Below are 16,691 nucleotides of genomic sequence, written 5' to 3' on the forward strand. Positions count from 1 at the left end.
GAAGTGTCATCTGAGCCGCGCATCATCGCCGAGCGATACCGCGTGGACGACCTCATCGGTCACGGCGGGATGGCCAAGGTCTATCGAGGCTACGATCTCACCCTGGGCCGCGATGTCGCCATCAAGATCCTCGACCCTGAGCTCGCCCGCGACACGGCGTTCCGTACGCGGTTCCGTCTCGAGGCGCAGGCCGCGTCACGCATGTCGCATCCGTCGATCGTGCGCGTGTTCGACGCCGGCGATCCGTCCTCCGCAGAGGCCGCAGGCTCCGGATCCGATGGCGGGCGCGAGCCGTACATCGTCATGGAGCTCGTCAGCGGACGTCTGCTGAAGGACATCATCGCCGCGGGCCCCGTGCCCGTCGATGACGCGATCCGCTACATCGACGGCATCCTGGAGGCGCTCGACTACTCGCACCGCGCGGGCGTCGTGCACCGCGACATCAAGCCGGGCAACGTCATGATCACCGACAGGGGTCAGGTCAAGGTCATGGACTTCGGCATCGCCCGCGCGGTGTCGGACTCGTCTTCGACGGTTGCCGAGACGACGCAGATCCTCGGAACCGCCGCGTACTTCTCGCCGGAACAGGCCAAGGGCGAGCCGGTGGATGCGCGGGCAGATCTGTACTCGACGGGCGTCGTGCTCTACGAACTGCTCACCGGCCGCCAGCCGTTCCGCGGCGAGTCGCCGGTGGCGGTCGCCTACCAGCACGTCAGCGAAGCCCCAGTCGCCCCCACGGAGGTCAATGAGGATGCCCCCGGCGCCCTCGACCCGATCGTCCTGCGCGCACTGGCCAAGGATCCCTATCAGCGATACCCGGATGCTGCGAGCTTCCGCCTGTCGCTCGACAGCGCCATGTCGGGTGCGGCCCCGACCAAGAAGGAGCTCGGCGCGCTCACCAGCGAGCTCTATGGTTCGAGCCCCCGTCAGGCGCAGGAGACCGCACGGTCGCTGCGTCAGCTGAGCAGCGACACCACGATGACCCGTACGCAGGCGGGGCCTCCCGTCGCCTGGATCTGGGCGGGCGTGGCGCTGCTGGCGGTGCTGGTCATCTCGGTGCTGCTGTGGGTGATCCTCATGCCGCGCGCCGAGCAGACCCCCGCGTCGGCGCGCGAGGTTCCCGATCTCGTCGCGGTCTCGTACGAGCGCGCACAGGCCGACCTGCTTGAAATGGATCTGCAGTCGACCGTCGTGTACGAGTCCAGCGCCGACATCGCCGAGGACAACGTCATCCGCACCGACCCGGAGGCCGGTCAGTCCGTCGAGGTCGGACAGACCGTGACGCTCTACGTGTCGACGGGTGCCGAGACGGTCGCCGTGCCGGAACTCATCGGCCTCACGCAGGATGCCGCCAAGAAGGCGCTGAGCGATGCCGGCCTGGAGCTCGGCAGCGTGATCCAGCGCAATGATCCGAACAGCAGCGCCGACACCGTGCTGGACGTGTCGAACGTCAGCGAGGGCGACGAGGTCGCACCGAACACCGTCGTCAACGTTGTCATCGCCAGCGGTCGGGTGACGCTGCCCGACGTCACCGGCTGGACGCTGGATGCCGCAACCTCACGTCTCGAGGAGCTCGGGCTGACGCCGATTCAGACCGAATCTGCAGACTGCCCGGCCACCACGCCGCCGACGGTGACGTCGATGTCGGCCGCACCGGGTGACATCAACGTGCACTCCGAGGTCGAGCTTCGGTACTGCAGCGGCGAGTAGCGGCCGTACAGACCGGACGCGTACAGAAAGGATGGGGGCGGTGCCGCAATGGCACCGCCCCCATCCTTCGCTCTCGGGAGGTCAGCAGAGCGGGGAGACGGCCTCCCAGACGTTCTCGGCGGGTGCCTCACCGTCGCGGGTGACCGATGCCTCGATGAGCCCGTAGGGGCGGTCGGCGGCGAAGAACACCTCGTTCGGGTTGTCGAGGTCGAAGGCCGAGAGGTCGACGACGAAGTGGTGCTTGTTGGGCATCGACATCCGGATCTCGGCGATCTCGGGGTGTGCCTCGAGCACCGCGCGCCCCATGTCGAAGAGTGTCGCCTGAAGCGCTGCGGAGTAGCGCGAGGCGAACTCAGCGAGCAGGATGCGCTTGACGTCGTCGTACACGGCGTTGAAGTCGACGTCGCGAGCGCCCTCGGCGAAGCGCCACCGGGCCGCGATGTCGGTCGACATGATGCGGTCCGTCGTCTCGGGAAGTGTCGTGTAGCGGTCCTTCGGGTAGCCCTCGAACCCGGACTCGGTGCTCTTGAGCACGGTGAGGTCCTTCAGCCCCGAGACGATGTGGCGCTTCTCGCCGTCGCCGACGACGAGTGCGGTGCGCACCTCCTGGTTGCTGCGCACGAAGGAGTGGTCATGGCCTTCGCCGTCGACCTCTATGCGGTTCCACGCGTAGCTCTCGGCCGACCACCGCCCACCGCCGATCCAGTCGAACGAGCCGATGAAGTGGTCGGACAGGCGCAGGAGGAATGCCTCCGGCGACCCGACTCCCTCACGAGCGAACGCATACACGGTGTTCTTCTGCGTGTCCGTGGCGACGCAGTGACCGTTGTCGCCCTCGAGGTGCATAGCCGCGAAGTCGCCGCGCAGCTGAGAGGTGACGTTGAGATCCTCGATCTCGTGCCGTGGATTGTCGCGGGTGATCTTGACGAGCCGGACCTCGGCCTTGCCGTACTGGTTCGGGCCCAGCACGATGCGACCCGATGCCGTGGTGCCGGTCTGGGTGTCCTCTGGGGCGATCAGTGTGTCAGTCATATCGGTTACTCAGCTTCCTCGGTAAGTGGAATAGGCGAACGGGCTCAGCAGGAGCGGCACGTGGTAGTGCGGCCGTTCCTCGTCGACGAGGAACGTGAGCAGAGCCTCAGGGAAAAAGGTCGCGGATTCACTGGCGGCGAAGTACGCGCCGGTGTCGAAACGGAGGCGGTAGGCGCCAGAGCTGAGCCGCTCAGGGCCGAGCTGCTTCGCCCGTCCGTCGGCATCCGTCACCGCCTCGGCGACGAGCTGCCAGCCGTCGCCGTCCTGGGCGAGCAGCTGCACCGCGATGCCCGGTGCAGGAACGCCCTGCACCGTATCGAGCACATGGGTCGTGATGTGAGAGACGGTCATGCGGTGATGACTCCTTTCAGTCGCAGCAGTGCGATCTCGCGCAGCTGCCGGGCGACGACGTGGGCTTCCTCTTCGTCGGTGTGCGTGAGGCGGGTCTGCAGCGAGGCGAGGATCTCGTCGACGCGGCGCCCGGCGGCGCGAATGAGGAAGACGCGGCCGAACCGCTCCTCGTACGCACGGTTTCCTGCGCGGAGCGCGTCCTGAACGTCAGCATCCGCTGGGTCGACGCCGGCCTGCTCCGAGCGCGACATGGTGGCCTCGCTGGTATCGCCGTCAGCCCGCTCGCCGATGCGGGGGTGGTGGACCAGCGCCGCTTCGATCTCGTCGCCGGTGAACGGCGCAGCCACTGCGGTCGCGGTGGCCACGAGCGCCTCGACCGATGCGTACGGCCGCGCGTCGGCGACCGCCTCGCACCAACGCGTCACATCGACGCAGGGACGGAGCGCCGCGATGGCGTCGGCGCGATCCGCGTGGTTGAACTCTGCAAGCTCCATCGCTCGCCTCCCTCTCTGCTCCCTCGCGCCGTCAGATGCCCAGGGCCCCACGCAGCCGCGCGACGTGCCCGTTCGGATCGACGCTGTACTCGACCGCGCTGACGCGACCCTCGGCATCGACGACGACCGTCGAGCGGATGAGTCCATCGAAGGTGCGTCCGTTGACGGTTTTCTGCCCCCACGCGCCCCAGGCCTTGGCGACCTCGGCGTCCTCGTCGGACAGCAGCGGGAACGCCAGCTGCTCGGCGTCGGCGAACTGCGCGAGCTTCTCGACCGGATCCGGAGATATGCCGAGAACGGCATACCCGGCGCCCTGCAAGGATGCCAGGTTGTCGCGGAAGTCGCATGCCTCAGTGGTGCACCCGGGGGTGAACGCGGCGGGGTAGAAGTAGACGATGACGGGCGAGCCGCGCAGCTCCGAGAGACGCACGGCGTCTCCGGCGGCATCCGACAGGGTGAAGTCGGGGGCGAGCCGGCCGACCTCGAGTTCTTCTGACGTGTTGATCATGCGGGTACTCCGATTTCGGTTCGCGGGATCTCGATCCTCGGGCGGCGCAGCAGCTGGCCGCGGGGGTTGTCCTGGTCGATGAGATGACCGGCGAGGTACGTGGCGCGCACCACCCCGGTCAGCTCGCGACCGTCATAGGGGGTGACGGGATGCCGGTGGGCGAGAGCCCTGGCATCCACGACGAAGGTCTGCTCGGGGGCGAAGACGGCGAAGTCGGCCGCCGCACCCACGGCGATCCGCCCCTTGCCGGCGATGCCGACCCGGTCGGCGGGTGCCGACGACATCAGCTCGACGATTCGTTCGAGCGGGATGCCGCGGCGGCTCCCCTCGGTCCACATCAGCGGTAGTCCGAGCTGCAGTGAGGCGATGCCTCCCCACGCGACCTGGAAGTCACCGTCGCCGGCGTACTTCAGCTCGGGCGTTGCGGGCGAGTGGTCTGAGACGACGTAGTCGATCGTGCCGTCGGCGAGACCCTGCCACAGTTCGTCGCGGTTGTCGTCCTCGCGAATCGGCGGGCAGCACTTGAACGCCGTGGCGCCGGCCGGAATGTCCTCGGCTGCGAGGGTCAGGTAGTGCGGGCAGGTCTCGACGGTGATGTCGACGCCCTCGCCCTTGGCCGCGGCAAGCCGCCCGATCGAGTCGCCGTTCGACAGGTGCAGGATGTGGGCCCTGGCACCGGTGTCGATCGCTCCGCGGATGACCTCGGAGATCGCCGCATCCTCGGCCGACCGCGGCCGCGACGCGAGGAAGTCGCTGTACTCGCGCCCGCCGGGCTGCACCGATTCCTCGATGATGTGCGCGTCCTCGGCGTGCACGACCAGCAGCGAGCCGAGCTCGGCGAGCACTGCCATCGCACGGCGCATCTCGTAGACCGAGACCTCGGGGAACTCGTCAACGCCCGACGGCAGCAGGAAGCATTTGAACCCGAAGACGCCGTCCGCATCGAGCGCCGGCAGGTCATCGAGGTTGCCGGGGATGACCCCGCCCCAGAAGCCGACGTCGACGAAGACGCGGTCCTGCGCGGCGTCGCGCTTGATGTTCAGGGCGTCGACCGTCACGGTCGGCGGGATGCTGTTGAGCGGCATGTCCACGATCGTCGTGACGCCGCCGGCGGCTGCGGCCCGGGTGGCGGACTCGAAGCCCTCCCACTCCGTGCGACCGGGTTCGTTGACGTGCACGTGCGTGTCGACGAGGCCGGGCAGCAGCACCTCGTCGGGCGCGAGCTCGACGATCTGCGCAGCATCCAGCTCTTCATTCGCCCGCGTGATGCGAGCGATTCGCCCGTCGCGCACGCCGATCTGCGCATCGAAGAACTCACCGCCCACCAGCGCACGGCCGCGGATGACGAGGTCGAGATCGCCGCGCATGCCGTCGAGCGCACCGGAGATCGCTGCGCCGCCCACCAGGCGTGCGGCGATCTGTTCGAGCAGGGCACCGGCGTGGGCCATGCTGCGCTCGGGGTCTGGTTCGAGGTCGGCGAGGGCGTGCACGGCGGCGAAGCCGGCGGCTTCGATCTGTGCAGCATCCAGCAGGGATCGTCCGCAGACGACGTGCACCGGGATGCCGGCGGCCTGCGCGGCCCGCCCGACACCGATCGGGGTCTTTCCCATCAGGCTCTGCTCGTCGAGGCTGCCCTCGCCGGTGATGACGAGATCGATGCCCTCGAGCCGCTCGGCGAGGCGAGTGAACTCGAGCACGACATCGATGCCCGCGCGGCGCTCGGCGCCCAGGGCGAGCGCCGCGAAACCGACGCCGCCTGCGGCTCCGGCCCCGGGACTCTGAGCCGCCTCGGCGGCCGGCACCGGCAGAGCGCGCCCGCGGCTGAGCACCTCGACAAAGTTCGCGAGCGCGGCATCCAGAGCGGTGACATCTTCGGGGCTCGCACCCTTCTGCGGCCCGAACACCGCCGCAGCACCCGTCGCTCCGAGCAGCGGGTTGTCGACGTCGCTGGCGAGCACGAGCTCCGCCTCGGCAAGGCGAGGATCAAGACCCGACAGGTCAGCCTCGGCGAGGTCGGCGAGAGCAGCGCCGCCCAGCGGCAGCTCCGCGCCGGCGACGTCGAGCAGCCGCGCACCGAGGCCTTGCAGGAGCCCGGCGCCGCCGTCAGTCGAGGCGCTGCCGCCGACGCCGAGGATGATGCGCCGACTGCCAGCATCCAGCGCGGCGCGGATGAGCTCACCCGTGCCGAGACTGGTGGCGCCGCGGGCGTCCTTGCGGCCGCCCGGCAGCAGATCCAGGCCGGAAGCCTGCGCCATCTCGATGACCGCCTCGGCGCCGCGCACCGCATAGCCAGCAGTGACCTCGTCGCCGGTCGGGCCGGTGACCTGCGCACGTCGCTCGTCGAAGCCCGCCGCGATCGCAGCATCCACGGTCCCCTCGCCGCCATCGGCGACGGGGATCTCGAGAATCTCGATCTCGGGGTCGACCTGACGCGCACCCGCGGCCACCCGTGAGGCGACCTCGGGCGCGGTCAGCGACCCTTTGAACTTGTCAGAGGCGACGACGATGCGCATATCAGACCTTTACGAGCGATCGGATCGAGGTGGGGGCGTCATCGGGCGTGACCGCGAGGTCTTCGAACTCGTTGACGTTGTCGAGCTCCGTGCCCATCGAGATGTTCGTGACTCGCTCGAGAATCACCTCGACGACGACGGGAACCTGGTGCTCGTCCATCAGCGACTGCGCCTCGGCGAACGCCGCGCCCATGTCCTCAGGGCGCTCCACGCGGATCGCCTTACAGCCCAGTCCCTCGGCAACTTTGACATGGTCAACACCATATCCCTGGGTCTCGGGCGAGTTGATGTTCTCGAACGCCAGCGAGACCTCGAAGTCCATCTCGAACCCGCGCTGCGACTGACGGATTAGCCCCAGGTAGCTGTTGTTGACGACGACGTGCACATAAGGCAGGCGGTGCTGCGCGCCGACGGCGAGCTCTTCGATCATGAACTGGAAATCGTAGTCACCCGACAGAGCCACGACGAGCTCTCCGGGCTTGCCGCGGACGACGCCGAGCGCTGCCGGTCCCGTCCAGCCGAGCGGGCCGGCCTGGGCGGCGTTGATCCACTTGCGCGGACCGAACACGTGCAGCAGCTGAGCACCGGCGATCTGCGACAGGCCGATCGTGGTGACGTAGGTGACGTCCTCGCCGAAGGCGCGATTCATCTCCTCGTACACGCGCTGCGGCTTGATCGGCACCTGGTCGAAGTGCGTCTTGCGCAGCAGGGTGCCCTTGCGCTCCTGACACTGCGCGGTCCACGCGGAGTAGTCCGGCAGCGTGCCGGCGGCACGGCGCTCACGGGCGACCTCGAGGAACGCGTCGATGGCGGCACCCGCATCCGAGACGATGCCCAGGTCGGGCGCGAACACGCGACCGATCTGCGTCGGCTCGATGTCGACGTGCACGAACGTGCGGTTCTCGGTGTACTTATCGATGCTGCCGGTGTGCCGGTTGGCCCAGCGATTGCCGATGCCGAGCACGAAGTCGCTCGCCAGCAGTGTCTGGTTGCCGTAGCGGTGCGCGGTCTGCAGCCCCACCATGCCGGCGTTCAGCTCGTGGTCGTCGCTGATCGCGCCCCAACCCATCAGGGTCGGGATGACCGGAACGCCGAGAGTCTCGGCCAGTTCGACGAGGCGCTCGGAGGCACCGGCGTTGATGATGCCGCCGCCCGCGATCAGCACAGGGTGCGCGTGTGCTGTGAGCATGTCGATCGCCTTCTCGGCCTGCACTCTGCTCGCGCGAGGCTTCGCTACCGGCAGCGGCTCGTAGGTGTCAATGTCGAACTCGATCTCGGTCATCTGCACGTCGATCGGAAGGTCGATGAGCACCGGGCCCGGACGCCCTTCGCGCATCACCTGGAATGCCTTCTGGAAGGCGCCGGGCACCTGACCCGCCTCCATCACCGTTGTCGCCATCTTGGTGACCGGCTTCGCGATCGTCTCGATGTCGACGGCCTGGAAGTCCTCTTTGTGCAGCTTCGCGACCGGCGCCTGGCCGGTGATGCAGAGGATCGGCAGCGAGTCCGCCCACGCGGCGTAGAGCCCTGTGATCATGTCGGTTCCGGCAGGGCCGGAGGTGCCGATGCAGATGCCGATGTTGCCGTCGGCCGCACGGGTGAACCCGTCGGCCATGTGGGATGCGCCCTCGACGTGGCGGGCGAGGGTGTGCCGGATGCCGCCGTGGGCGCGCATCGCGGAATAGAAGGGGTTGATGGCTGCTCCTGGCAGGCCGAACGCCTCAGTGGCGCCCTCCTTCTCCAGGATGGCCACGGCGGCGTCCACCGCACGCATGCGAGTCATAGTCGTCTCCTGAGGTTTCCGGCGGTCACTGACGGCCGGCGAAGGATGCGGTCAGCTTGAACAGGCCCGAGTGGTCGAGGCCGGCGTCGCCCTGCTGCACAGCAGAGCCGACGAGCTGCGCCACGTGCGCACCGAGCGGGATGGTGATCCCGGCCTGGCGGGCGGCGGCGGTGATGATGCCCATGTCCTTGTTGTGCAGGGCCAGGCGGAAGCCGGGGCCGAAGTCGCGGTCGAGCATCTTCTGGCCCTTCTGGTCGAGGACCTTGGAGCCGGCAAGGCCTCCGCCGAGCACCTTGAGCGCCGCATCGGTGTCGACGCCGTACGCCTCGAGGAAGATGATCGCCTCGGCGAGCGCCTGGATGTTGACGGCCACGATGAGCTGGTTGGCCGCCTTGACGGTCTGCCCGGCGCCGGACGGGCCGACGTGCACGATCGTCTTGCCGACCTTCTCGAGGAACGGGAGCGCGGCGGCGAAGTCTTCATCGGAGCCGCCGACCATGATCGAGAGAACAGCGTCTACTGCACCCTGCTCACCACCCGAGACGGGGGCGTCGACGGCGCGGAGGCCAGCGGCCTGCGCCTCTTCGGCGAGTTCCTTCGCGACATCGGGACGGATGCTGGAGGCGTCGATCCACAGCGCCCCCTGCTTCGCGCCGGCGAGGATGCCGTCGTCGCCGCGCAGGGCGGCTGCGACATCCGGGGAGTCCGGAACCATCGTGATGATGACGTCGGCTTCCTTCACAGCATCCGGGATGCTGGTGGCGCCGTGGCCGCCCGCGGCGACGAGGTCGTCGATGCGGTCCTGCGTGAGGTTGTAGCCGGTGACGTCGTGTCCGGCGGTGATGAGGTTCTTGGCCATGGGCAGGCCCATGATGCCGAGGCCGATGACGGCGATGCTGGTCATGATGCTCCTTGGGTTTCGGGTTGTCGTTCTTCGCGCTCAGCGCGTTTGCGCGGCGAGGATCGTGTCGAATGCCGTCTCGATCGGCGCCTTGTACTCCAGGCCGATGTAGCCGGTGTAGCCGAGCTCGCGGCTGCGGGCGATCCACGCGTCCAGCGGCAGTTCGCCGCTGCCGGGGGCGCCGCGGCCGGGGTTGTCGGCGATCTGGATGTGTCCGAATTCGCCGGCGTGCTTCTCGATGACCGCGGCGACGTCGTCACCGTTGACGGCGAGGTGGTAGAAGTCTGCGAGCAGCGCGAGGTTGCTGTCGCCGGTGCAGCTGCGCACGTGCTCGATCACGTCGACAGCCTGCGCGGCGGTGCGCAGTGGGTAGCGGTCGGCGCCGCTGACCGGCTCAACGAGCACGGTGCCGCCGATCGGTGAGACCGCTGCGGCGGCGGCGGCGAGGTTCTCGATGGCGACGGCATCCTGCGCCTGCGGGTCGATGCCCTCGATGCGGTTGCCGTAGAGGGCATTGAACCCCTTGGTGCCGAGCGCCTCGCCGATCGCGGCGACGACGGCGAGGTTGTCACGGAACTCCTTGCCGCGGGCGGGCCAGGAGACCAGGCCACGGTCGCCGCCGGGCATGTCGCCGGCGTTGAAGTTCAGGCCGCTCAGCTGCACGCCCGCGTTGCGGATCGCAGCGATGAACGCGTCGACCTCGGAGTCCAGCGGCACGGAGGTCGAGAAGGGCCACCAGAACTCGACGGCGTCGAATCCGGCCGCCTTGGCTGCGGCGGGCCGCTCGAGCAGCGGCAGCTCGGTCAGGAGGATCGAGCAGTTCACGGTGTAGGTCATCGACGACTCCTTCGTCTGGTGCTTCATTGCTAACTTCCGTATTGCGGAAGCAAGTTTCTACTAGATGAAAGTGTAGGAGAGGATTGCGGGAGTGTCAACGGGTCGGCGGCATGGTCGCTTTCTCCGCGGGGATGCGGGAAGGATTTCGCGGGTTCCCGCGGCGCGGAAGCCGCGAAATGCTTCCCGCCTGAGCGGTTGGGGGGGGCGGGGCGGGGGCGGGGCGGGCGGGGGCGCGGGGGGCGGGAGTGGGGGACTTGTACTGCACGGAGTGGGGATGGGGCGAGTTATGCACGGGGTGTGGGTCTGGGGGGATGCTGGGAGGCGCGGCTGCGCGAATATCGAGGGATGCGACACCGCGTCCCGCTCCCTCGCCGGCTCGGCGACAGGTTCTCGGTGCGCAGCGCGGAAGCCGCCGGCATCCGCCCCGGCCGGTGCAGCACCCCCGATCTGCACCGGCCGTTCCGCGGCGTCCGATCACTCGAAACGCCTGCGACCTTCGACGATTTCGTCCGGTGCTACCTGCCCCGCCTCAAGCCGGGGCAGCGATTCGGCGGTGTTACGGCGGCTCGGGACTGGGGGCTTCCGATCCCGTTCGAATGGAAGGCGTCCGAGCCGCTCGACATCGTCGTTCCACCGTCGGGAGCCGCCCCGAAGACCTCGGGAGTGCGGGGACGCCGCCTGCGCGACGGTCGCGCGGAGACCCGCACCCTGAGGGGGCGACCCGTCATTGACCCGGTGGCCGCGCTGTTCACGTGCGCCGACATACTGACGACGTCGCAGGCGATCGTCATGATCGATGCGCTGCTGACAACAGCATCCAACTATCCGGACCTGGGGCCCGGCAGACCACTGGCCTCCCACGAGGAGATCTCTCGTCGGCTTGCGGAATGGGGACGGTTCCCCGGCAGCGGCACGATCCGCGCGGCGCTGCCCCGTGCCCGCGAACGGGTGGAGTCACCGAAGGAGACTGAGACGCGGCTGCTCCTCCTCGACAACGGGCTGCCCGAACCGGTCATTCAGTACGAGGTATGGGCCGGCGGAGAGCTGCTCGGCCGCACCGACCTCGCCTATCCGGAGTGGAAGATCGCGATCGAGTACGAGGGCGACGGCCACCGCACCGACAAGGACCAGTGGCGCAAAGACATCCAGCGTCAGCGTCAGCTCGAAGGCGAGGGATGGATCGTCATCCGCCTGACTCAGGCCGATCTCAAAGAGCCGAAACTGCTGCTCGCCAGCATCCACGAAGCGATCGCCGCGCGTTGATGACCCACCGCGCGCGGCTGCTCGCCCGGCGGCTCCGCGCGGCCGCGATGCGAGAAGACTTTCGCGGGTTCACGGGCCGGCGAAGCGAGGAAAACCTTCTCGCATCCGGCGGGGCCGGCGAGGCCCAGGGGCCCCGGGGTGCCGAGCGGAACCGAGCCGCCAAGCGCCGGCCGCGCGCTCAGGTCAGGCGGATCTGCCGGTTGACATCCTTGTACAGCAGGTAGCGGAACGGGCCGGGGCCGCCGGCGTAACAGGCCTGCGGGCAGAAGGCGCGCAGCCACATGAAGTCACCGGCCTCGACCTCGACCCAGTCGTCGTTGAGACGGTAGACGGCCTTGCCCTCGAGCACGAAGAGGCCGTGCTCCATGACGTGCGTCTCCGCGAACGGGATCGACCCACCGGGCTGGAAGGTCACGATGTTCACGTGCATGTCGTGCGCGAGGTCGTCCGGGTCGACGAACCGGGTCGTCGCCCACGCGTCGCCGGTGTCGGGCATCGGGCGCGGCGCGACTTCCTGATCGCTGGTGACGAACGAAGAAGGGACATCGATCCCCTCGGCCTTCTCATACGCCTTGCGCACCCACTGGAATCCGACCGGCTCCGAACCGTCATTCCGCAATGACCAGGATTCCCCGGGGGCGAGGAACGCGTATCCGCCCGCCGAGAGGACGTGCCGGGTTCCGGCGAGGGTCAGCGTGAGCTCACCGGCGGTGACGAAGATCACGCCCTCGACACCGGCTTCCGGTTCCGGGCGCGACGATCCGCCGCCCGGCGCGATCTCGACGATCAACTGCGAGAAGGTCGTGGCGAAACCGGCGATCGGGCGCGCGATGATCCACGAGCGGGTGCCGGTGAACCCCGGCAGGTTGCTCGTGACGATGTCGCGCAGCACGCCCTTCGGGATCACCGTGTACGCCTCTTTGACGATGGCGCGGTCGGTCAGCAGTTCACGCTGGCCGGGTAGGCCACCGGTGGGTGTGTAGTAAGTCATCGATTCTCCAATGAATAGGTCAGGCGGCGAGTCGCGGGTGCGCGAGAGCGGTCAGCTCCGGAACGTCGATGCCGATGCTCGCGCGGATCTCGTCGACGCCGATCGCGCCGCACTGCACTCCGCGCAGCACGAACCACGCCAGCGCGCGAGCGGTCGCCGGCTCGTCGAGCACGGCACCCGCATCCTTCGAAAGATATGCGCGCAGGCGCGCGGCGGCGGGATCGAACCCCTCGCGGTAGAACGCGTACGTGGCCAGGAACCGGGTCGGCAGATGGTGCGCGTGCATGTCCCACCCCTGAAAGAACCCCCGCTCGAGCGACCGACGCACGAGCCGTGCGTGCAGTGCCCAGGCCTCTTCGGCGCGGTCGCCGATGGGCAGAATGTTCGTCGAACCATCCGACAGACGAATGCCGGTACCCGCTACGGCGAGCTGCATCAGCTGCTTGGCGAGATCGGCGGCCGGATGCTCCATCGATTGGTACGCGGCAGCGATGCCGAGCGAGGCGCTGTAGTCGTACGTGCCGTAGTGCAGGCTCGTGATGCGCCCAGCGCCGGCGAGCGGCAGCTGCGCGAGTGGCGAAGAACCCTCGGCGCCGAGCACGAGCTGCGGCGTCTCGACCTGCACCTCGAAGCGGATGCGTCCAGCATCCAGCCCGTGCGCGCGCTCGAGCAGCTCGGCGACCTCGACCATCGCCTCGACCTGAGCCACCGTCGACACCTTCGGCAGGGTGAGCACGAGTCCGTCCGGCAGGCCGTCGCGATCGATCAGCGTGCCGAGGAACAGATCCAGCGTGCGCAGGCCGCGCTCGCGCGTCGGCTTCTCGAAGCATTTGAATCGGATGCCGATGAACGGCGGAGCGCTCCCCGCCGAGACCGCCTCGTGAACACGCGTGGCTGCGGTCACGGCATCCTGATCCTCCGCCGAACCCCGATCGCCGTACCCGTCCTCGAAGTCGAGGCGCAGATCTTCGATCGGCTCGGTCTCCAGCTTCGCGACGACGCGCGTCACGACCGAAGGGATGACGTCGGCGCGGATCCCGACCCGGGCGGCGAGTGCCTCGAGCCCTCCCGCATCGGATGCCGCGGCGAGCGCCGCTTGCCCCCACTCGGCCGCAAGGTCTGGCGTGAACCGATCGGCGGGCACGTACACGGTGTGCACGGGCTGGCGCGACCCATCATCGCCGGGATATGCCCGCTCGAGCAGCTCGTCGGTGTCAGCGAGACGGGCGGCGATCCGCGCGCGATCGGCGTCGGTGATTGCCGCGCTCATGCAGCGACCTCGGCATCCGGTTCCACGATCAGATCGTATGCGGGCAGCGTCAGGAAGTCGACGTAGTCCTCATCGAGGCAGATACGTGCGACGAGCTCAGCGGCCGGCTCGTAGTAAGAGGAGAAGATCGAGGCATCCACGCTCGCGCGCAGCGCGGCGACCTCGTCGGCGAGCAGGCGCTCGACCAAATCGGCGGTGACCGTATTACCGGTGTCGGCGAGGACGACCTCGTTTCGCAGCTGCTGCCACACCTGCGAGCGCGAGATCTCGGCGGTCGCAGCATCTTCCATGAGGTTGTTGATGGCGACGGCGCCGTTGCCCGACAGCCACACCGCCGTGTACTGCACGGCAACGGCGAGGTTGTTGTGCAGGCCGGTCTCGGTGACGCGGCCAGGAGCGGATGCGACATCCAGCAGGTCCGCGGCCGCAACCGACACCTCGGGCCGCTGCCGGTCGAGCTGGTTCGGACGGTCGCAGAGCACGGCGTCGAACACCTCGCGGCAGACCGGTACGAGATCAGGGTGGGCTACCCACGAGCCGTCGAACCCATCGGATGCCTCGCGGCTCTTGTCGGCGCGCACCTTGTCGAAGGCGGCGGCCGTGGCCTCGGGGTCGTTGCGGTTCGGGACGAACGCGGCCATGCCGCCGATCGCGAAGGCGCCGCGGTGGTGGCAGGTCTGCACGAGCAGCTCGGTGTACGCACGCATGAACGGTGCGGTCATCGCGACGTCGGCGCGGTCGGGAATCACGAACTCGGCGCCGCGGTCGCGGAACACCTTGATCAGGCTGAACAGGTAGTCCCACCGGCCGGCGTTCAGGCCCGAGGCGTGATCGCGCAGCTCGTAGAGGATCTCGTCCATCTCGAAGGCGGCGGGGATCGTCTCGATGAGGACTGTCGCACGGATCGTTCCCTGGGGGATGCCGAGGGCATCCTGCGCGTGGACGAAGATGTCGTTCCAGAGCCGCGCCTCGAGGTGGCTCTCGAGCTTGGGCAGGTAATAGTACGGCCCGTGTCCGTTGGCGATGAGCTGGCGGGCGGTGTGGAAGAAGTGCAGGCCGAAGTCGACGAGAGCAGCGGATGCCTCGCGGCCGTCGACGATGACGTGCCGCTCGGGCAGATGCAGCCCACGGGGACGGGTGACGACGGTCGGGCGCTGCACGTCGGTGCGGAGGGCGTAGGCCTTGCCGGCGGGCGAGGTGTACGACAGCATCCCGCGGGCGGCGTCGCGCAGGTTCTGGATGCCGGCGATGACGTTCTCCCAGGTGGGGCCGGCGGCATCCTCGAGGTCGGCGAGCCACACCTTCGCCTGCGAGTTCAGGGCGTTGATGGCCATCTTCGGCGGGGCAGCGGGGCCGGTGATCTCGACACGGCGGTCCTGCAGCGCGGCGGGTGCCGGCGCGACGTGCCAGTCGGCGGCGCGGATCTCAGCGGTCTCGGGGAGGAAGTCGAGGGCGCCACCGGCGGCGATCTTGTCCCGCCGTTCGGCGCGAGCGGTCAGCAGCTCGCGGCGGCGCTCATCGAAGCGGCGGTGGAGTCCTGCGACGAAGGCGAGCGCCTCCGTGCTGAGGATGTCGTCGGAGCCGTCGATGCGGGGAGCACGGGTGATCCGGATCGAGTCGTCTGAAGCCTGGTTCGTCATTGAATTGGATCCTCTCGCATCCTGGAGTTGATTCTCCACTATACGGAAAGTCAGAGGATCGCGCATCCGCGGCAAAACACGAGGGTGCCCCTCCGCAGAGAGGCACCCTCGTGAAATTGCTCAGATGGAGAAGGCGCCGCGGTTGACCGCCGCGTGGCCCTGCTTCATCACGAGCAGGATCTTCTCGTTGTCGGCGACGGCGGAGATGTCCGTGAGCGGGTCACCGGCGACGACGACGATGTCGGCGATCTTGCCGGCTTCGATCGTGCCGAGCTTGTCGTCCACACCGCAGCACTCGGCCGATGTCTTCGTGCCGGCAACGATCGCCTGCATCGGAGTCATTCCGCCGTACTGCACCAGAAGGGGGATCTCACCGAGGTTCGCGCCGTGATCGGGAACAAGGCCCGCGTCGGTGCCGACCGCGATCTTGATGCCCGCCGCGACCGACTTGGCGATCGACTCATGCGCCATCGCGTGCCACTTCGCGCTCTTTGCCGCCGCCTGCGGGGTCGCCGTGTCGGGGTGAATCGTCTCGAGCAGAGTGGGGACCAGGAACTGGCCGTTCTTGACCATCTGCGCTCGCAGCTCGTCGTCGATCTCGTAACCGTGCTCGACGCTGTGCACTCCACCCTCGACTGCGGCGCGGATGCCTGCGTAGCCGATCGCGTGCGCGGCGACCGGAACGCCGCCGTAGTTCTTGCCCTCTTCGACGACGGCCGCGACCATTTCGGTGCGGAAGCCCAGCCAGCCCGGTTCATCGCTCATCGAGGTGACCCCACCGCTGGATGCGATCTTGATGACATCGACATGCTCGCGCAACAGCACGCGTGCGGCTCTGCGTGCTTCGTCGACCGAGTCGACCAAGTCGCCGCCTACCAGCGCCGTGCCGTCGATGTTCGACGCCAGGTGCCAGTCGGCATGCCCACCGGTCTGGCTCAGCATCCGGTCTGCCACGAGCAGGCGCGGGCCCTCGATCATGCCGTACTCGACGGCATTGCGTACCCCGACGTCGACGCCCATGAGATCGCGGACGGTCGTGACACCGGCGGCGAGAGTCTTCTTCAGCCGACCGATCAGCTCGAAGTACCGGAACGACGGCGGAACCATCGCCTCCCGCATGGGCGAGCCACCGCTGGGGCCGGGGAGTGAGAGGTGCACGTGCACGTCGAAGAAACCGGGCGTGATCGTGTTCCCGCCGAGGTCGACTTTGACGGGATTCTGGGAGTCATCGACCGGCGGCGCGTCGGTCGCAGCCCCAGCCCACGTGATCTTGCCGTCATCGATCACGACGACAGCATCGGCGACGGGGTCGCCCCCGGTGCCATCGATGAGTTGAGCGTTGTGAAGGATTGTCGTCGTCATGATTGGCTGTATTCCCCCCGAGTCGTGATGTGCCCC

General features: G+C 68.3%; 14 protein-coding genes and 1 pseudogene. 2 read left to right on the forward strand and 13 right to left on the reverse strand.

Going from position 1 to position 16,691, the window contains the following annotated elements; translation table 11 throughout:
* The first annotated feature begins 3 nt into the window (after positions 1 to 3).
* Positions 4 to 1,710 (forward strand): Stk1 family PASTA domain-containing Ser/Thr kinase, encoded by a 1,707-nt coding sequence (gene pknB / locus ACTICP_RS01235; RefSeq protein WP_441888706.1) that lies wholly within the window; start codon positions 4 to 6, stop codon positions 1,708 to 1,710.
* Between the two features lie 81 nt (positions 1,711 to 1,791).
* Here pknB and pucL read toward each other — a convergent pair whose 3' ends face one another.
* From pucL to ACTICP_RS01280, 9 genes and pseudogenes are all read right to left on the reverse strand, one after another.
* Positions 1,792 to 2,742 carry a factor-independent urate hydroxylase gene (pucL, locus tag ACTICP_RS01240; protein ID WP_441888708.1) on the reverse strand — a complete coding sequence of 317 codons (951 nt, stop codon included), beginning with the start codon at positions 2,740 to 2,742 and terminating at the stop codon, positions 1,792 to 1,794.
* A 9-nt stretch (positions 2,743 to 2,751) separates the two neighbouring features.
* Complete coding sequence (gene uraH, locus ACTICP_RS01245) at positions 2,752 to 3,093, reverse strand: hydroxyisourate hydrolase (protein ID WP_441888710.1); 342 nt, start codon at positions 3,091 to 3,093, stop codon at positions 2,752 to 2,754.
* Complete coding sequence (gene uraD, locus ACTICP_RS01250) at positions 3,090 to 3,587, reverse strand: 2-oxo-4-hydroxy-4-carboxy-5-ureidoimidazoline decarboxylase (RefSeq protein ID WP_441888712.1); 498 nt, start codon at positions 3,585 to 3,587, stop codon at positions 3,090 to 3,092. The genes uraH and uraD overlap by 4 nt, the downstream gene beginning before the upstream one ends.
* 31 nt (positions 3,588 to 3,618) lie before the next feature.
* Positions 3,619 to 4,095 carry a thioredoxin-dependent thiol peroxidase gene (gene bcp, locus ACTICP_RS01255; RefSeq protein WP_441888714.1) on the reverse strand — a complete coding sequence of 159 codons (477 nt, stop codon included), beginning with the start codon at positions 4,093 to 4,095 and terminating at the stop codon, positions 3,619 to 3,621.
* Positions 4,092 to 5,462, reverse strand: coding sequence for an allantoinase AllB (allB, locus tag ACTICP_RS01260; protein WP_441888854.1), 1,371 nt, complete (start codon positions 5,460 to 5,462; stop codon positions 4,092 to 4,094). The genes bcp and allB overlap by 4 nt, the downstream gene beginning before the upstream one ends.
* A gap of 36 nt (positions 5,463 to 5,498) precedes the next feature.
* Positions 5,499 to 6,608 (reverse strand): annotated as a pseudogene (locus ACTICP_RS01265) (glycerate kinase); the annotation flags it as partial.
* A 1-nt stretch (position 6,609) separates the two neighbouring features.
* On the reverse strand, positions 6,610 to 8,391 hold the full coding sequence (gene gcl, locus ACTICP_RS01270; RefSeq protein ID WP_441888716.1) for a glyoxylate carboligase: 1,782 nt from the start codon (positions 8,389 to 8,391) through the stop codon (positions 6,610 to 6,612).
* 25 nt (positions 8,392 to 8,416) lie between these two features.
* Positions 8,417 to 9,295: a 2-hydroxy-3-oxopropionate reductase gene (locus tag ACTICP_RS01275; RefSeq protein ID WP_441888718.1), complete on the reverse strand. Its 879-nt coding sequence runs from the start codon at positions 9,293 to 9,295 to the stop codon at positions 8,417 to 8,419.
* A gap of 36 nt (positions 9,296 to 9,331) precedes the next feature.
* Positions 9,332 to 10,129 carry a hydroxypyruvate isomerase family protein gene (locus ACTICP_RS01280; RefSeq protein WP_441888720.1) on the reverse strand — a complete coding sequence of 266 codons (798 nt, stop codon included), beginning with the start codon at positions 10,127 to 10,129 and terminating at the stop codon, positions 9,332 to 9,334.
* Between the two features lie 345 nt (positions 10,130 to 10,474).
* Here ACTICP_RS01280 and ACTICP_RS01285 point away from each other — a divergent pair, with 345 nt between their 5' ends.
* A complete protein-coding gene (locus tag ACTICP_RS01285; RefSeq protein WP_441888722.1) occupies positions 10,475 to 11,392 on the forward strand; it encodes an endonuclease domain-containing protein in 918 nt (305 codons plus the stop codon).
* Between the two features lie 178 nt (positions 11,393 to 11,570).
* Here the strand turns inward: ACTICP_RS01285 and ACTICP_RS01290 are convergent, their stop codons facing one another.
* The 4 genes from ACTICP_RS01290 to ACTICP_RS01305 all read right to left on the reverse strand — a co-directional run bounded on the left by ACTICP_RS01290 (position 11,571) and on the right by ACTICP_RS01305 (position 16,655).
* The gene (locus tag ACTICP_RS01290) at positions 11,571 to 12,383 is read right to left on the reverse strand and encodes a bifunctional allantoicase/(S)-ureidoglycine aminohydrolase (protein WP_441888724.1); all 813 of its coding nucleotides are present in this window, start codon (positions 12,381 to 12,383) and stop codon (positions 11,571 to 11,573) included.
* 19 nt (positions 12,384 to 12,402) lie between these two features.
* A complete protein-coding gene (locus ACTICP_RS01295; protein ID WP_441888729.1) occupies positions 12,403 to 13,653 on the reverse strand; it encodes a DUF6986 family protein in 1,251 nt (416 codons plus the stop codon).
* Positions 13,650 to 15,293: a malate synthase A gene (gene aceB / locus ACTICP_RS01300; RefSeq protein ID WP_441888731.1), complete on the reverse strand. Its 1,644-nt coding sequence runs from the start codon at positions 15,291 to 15,293 to the stop codon at positions 13,650 to 13,652. Before aceB ends, ACTICP_RS01295 begins: the two co-directional genes overlap by 4 nt.
* Positions 15,294 to 15,413: 120 nt before the next feature.
* Positions 15,414 to 16,655, reverse strand: a complete 1,242-nt coding sequence (locus ACTICP_RS01305; RefSeq protein WP_441888733.1) for an amidohydrolase family protein — start codon at positions 16,653 to 16,655, stop codon at positions 15,414 to 15,416.
* Positions 16,656 to 16,691 lie beyond the last annotated feature (36 nt).

This window comes from Microbacterium sp. (genome assembly GCF_052102115.1).
GTDB lineage: Bacteria > Actinomycetota > Actinomycetes > Actinomycetales > Microbacteriaceae > Microbacterium.

Bases quoted from the DNA above. Each gene is read 5' to 3' on its own strand.
- ACTICP_RS01295 (WP_441888729.1), bottom strand. From the start codon at position 13,653: ATGAGCGCGGCAATCACCGACGCCGATCGCGCGCGGATCGCCGCCCGT.
- ACTICP_RS01290 (WP_441888724.1), bottom strand. From the start codon at position 12,383: ATGACTTACTACACACCCACCGGTGGCCTACCCGGCCAGCGTGAACTG.
- gcl (WP_441888716.1), bottom strand. From the start codon at position 8,391: ATGACTCGCATGCGTGCGGTGGACGCCGCCGTGGCCATCCTGGAGAAG.
- bcp (WP_441888714.1), bottom strand. From the start codon at position 4,095: ATGATCAACACGTCAGAAGAACTCGAGGTCGGCCGGCTCGCCCCCGAC.
- ACTICP_RS01275 (WP_441888718.1), bottom strand. From the start codon at position 9,295: ATGACCAGCATCGCCGTCATCGGCCTCGGCATCATGGGCCTGCCCATG.
- uraD (WP_441888712.1), bottom strand. From the start codon at position 3,587: ATGGAGCTTGCAGAGTTCAACCACGCGGATCGCGCCGACGCCATCGCG.
- uraH (WP_441888710.1), bottom strand. From the start codon at position 3,093: ATGACCGTCTCTCACATCACGACCCATGTGCTCGATACGGTGCAGGGC.
- ACTICP_RS01285 (WP_441888722.1), top strand. From the start codon at position 10,475: ATGCGACACCGCGTCCCGCTCCCTCGCCGGCTCGGCGACAGGTTCTCG.
- allB (WP_441888854.1), bottom strand. From the start codon at position 5,462: ATGCGCGGCGATCTCGACCTCGTCATCCGCGGCCGTGCGCTGGTGGGC.
- pucL (WP_441888708.1), bottom strand. From the start codon at position 2,742: ATGACTGACACACTGATCGCCCCAGAGGACACCCAGACCGGCACCACG.
- ACTICP_RS01280 (WP_441888720.1), bottom strand. From the start codon at position 10,129: ATGACCTACACCGTGAACTGCTCGATCCTCCTGACCGAGCTGCCGCTG.
- ACTICP_RS01305 (WP_441888733.1), bottom strand. From the start codon at position 16,655: ATGACGACGACAATCCTTCACAACGCTCAACTCATCGATGGCACCGGG.
- aceB (WP_441888731.1), bottom strand. From the start codon at position 15,293: ATGACGAACCAGGCTTCAGACGACTCGATCCGGATCACCCGTGCTCCC.